The sequence below is a fragment of the Nocardia aurantiaca genome (assembly GCF_009708175.1).
Taxonomy (GTDB): domain Bacteria; phylum Actinomycetota; class Actinomycetes; order Mycobacteriales; family Mycobacteriaceae; genus Nocardia; species Nocardia aurantiaca.
This window is the reverse complement of sequence record NZ_WMBB01000035.1, coordinates 1-1,963: the sequence shown is the minus strand read 5'-3', so window position 1 is coordinate 1,963 and position 1,963 is coordinate 1. Positions and strand designations below refer to the sequence as shown.

Genomic DNA, 1,963 nt, shown 5'->3' with positions numbered 1-1,963 from the left:
GAGTGGCACAACTCTCAAGCGACTTAATAGCAAAAGTGCGAGTTGAAGCATTTAAATTAAGGAAAAAGATGTATCCAAAACAAGGGAGAATAAAAATATGATTAAAGAGTATCAGGTATCATTCTGGATTAAAATTCATAAAGACCACGAACGGTTCATAGTAGACAGAATATTCAATAGTTATGAGGACGCTAGGTTATTTACAGAAACCGTAGACGTTGAACTCAAAAGCCCGAGAGAATGGAGTATATCAGTACACTACAGACAGCCACAGCCACCACAGCAGGACTTAACCAATGGCAAAAGGTAAATTCTCAATATTACGCTTCTTATGGTATTGTATCAATGGTGCTTTAATGGAATATTTATATGAGATAGCACTAGACGATAGTTGTTATAGAGCTTTAATAAGAGCAGAAAAAAAACAAGTTGAGGAATTCCTTCAACTAGAAAAGGATATTTATAAAAATGGACTTCTCACTCAAGACGCTCCTTAGACGGCGTCAGGTACACGATTTAACGCACGAAAGGAAATTCAGTTGTAATATGGCAGATTTAATACCGATAATGGCAGAGGATGTACTTCCCGGTGATACCTTCTCGAATACAACGGAAATGCTCGTAAGGTTGGTTCCGCTTTTAGCACCAGTAATGCATAGAGTTAATATTTATACTCATTTCTTCTTCGTTCCAAACTGGATAATATGGTCGTTCTCTAGGTATTATGCTGGTCAGAATGCAAATGACGAAGCAGGCGAGAATCATAAAGGATGGGAAGAGTTTATCACAGGATATAATAGAGCAGGTGCTTATAAACCCGGCGATAATGGTATTGATATTCACGTTCCATTGAGAGAACCTATCTGGCGGATAACGCCTCAAGAAAGTTGGACGGGTTCGCTTGCAGATTATCTTATTGGATGTCCGGAAATTACAATGACACAGGGCGACCGTTATCACCACGTTTCGGCATTGCCGTTAAGAGCTTATGCAGAGATATGGAATGAGTGGTTTAGAGACGAGGATTTGCAAGATCCGGTCCCTGTATCTCATACCTCAAATACTAGTAATTCTGCTATTGTGGCTGATGGTTTAGATGTTCAGACTAGTAGAGTTCTTTTGCGACGTGGATGGGAAAAAGATTACTTCACGAGTTGCAGACCTTGGATGCAGAAAGGTGCTCCAGTAAAAATCCCGCTTACAGGTAATGCTCCTGTTAAATGGCAAAATGCTGGCTCAACTTCTTTTGCACGAGTAAGAGACGGAAATGGTAATCTTGTTTATTCCCCTTATCTTTTAGAGTGTGATACTTATGGTCGCTTAAATACTGCTTTCGGTGCTATGGAATTAACTCCCCAAACTGGCGACCCAACTCATCCGATAGGTTTTCAGGACACTTTATCTAATATTAAAATTAAGGACGCTGGTACTGATGTATCTTTAGGCGGTGCAATTAAGCCGGGACTTCAGACAAATTCTGATATTGCTTCACTAGACCCAAACGGCACATTATATGCAGACCTTTCAGCTGTTACAGCCAGCACAATTAACGATTTACGTATGGCGTTTCAGTTGCAAAAATTCTTAGAGAGAGCGGCTAGAGCAGGCGGACGCTACATAGAAACAATACTTGCTCATTTTGGTGTCCACACTCCGGACGCACGGTTAAGACGACCAGAATATCTTGGCGGTGGTAAAAGTCCTATAGTATTTTCAGAGGTTCTACAAACTTCTGCTACAGGTTCAGCAAGCGACGACACTCCTCTTGGTGAAATCGGTGGACACGCATTTGCCGCAATGAAAGCACATACATTTAAAAAGACTTTTGCTGAACACGGCTGGGTTATAGGTTTGCTCTCAATACTTCCACGAACAGCATATCAGCAAGGTATAGCTCGCAGATTTACCAGAAATTCACGATTAGATTACTACTGGCCAGAGTTCGCTCACTTGGGCGAGCAGG

General features: G+C 41.2%; 2 protein-coding genes. Both read left to right on the top strand.

The genetic code is table 11. From position 1 onward, the window contains the following. The first annotated feature begins 296 nt into the window (after positions 1 to 296). Entirely contained in the window at positions 297 to 497 is a 201-nt protein-coding gene (locus GLP40_RS33065; RefSeq protein ID WP_154791961.1) for a hypothetical protein, read from the top strand. After that, the coding region (locus GLP40_RS33060) for a major capsid protein (RefSeq protein WP_154791960.1) at positions 469 to 1,963 on the top strand (1,495 nt) is incomplete at its 3' end. The genes GLP40_RS33065 and GLP40_RS33060, both read left to right, overlap by 29 nt.

Bases quoted from the DNA above. Each gene is read 5' to 3' on its own strand.
- GLP40_RS33065 (WP_154791961.1), top strand. From the start codon at position 297: ATGGCAAAAGGTAAATTCTCAATATTACGCTTCTTATGGTATTGTATC.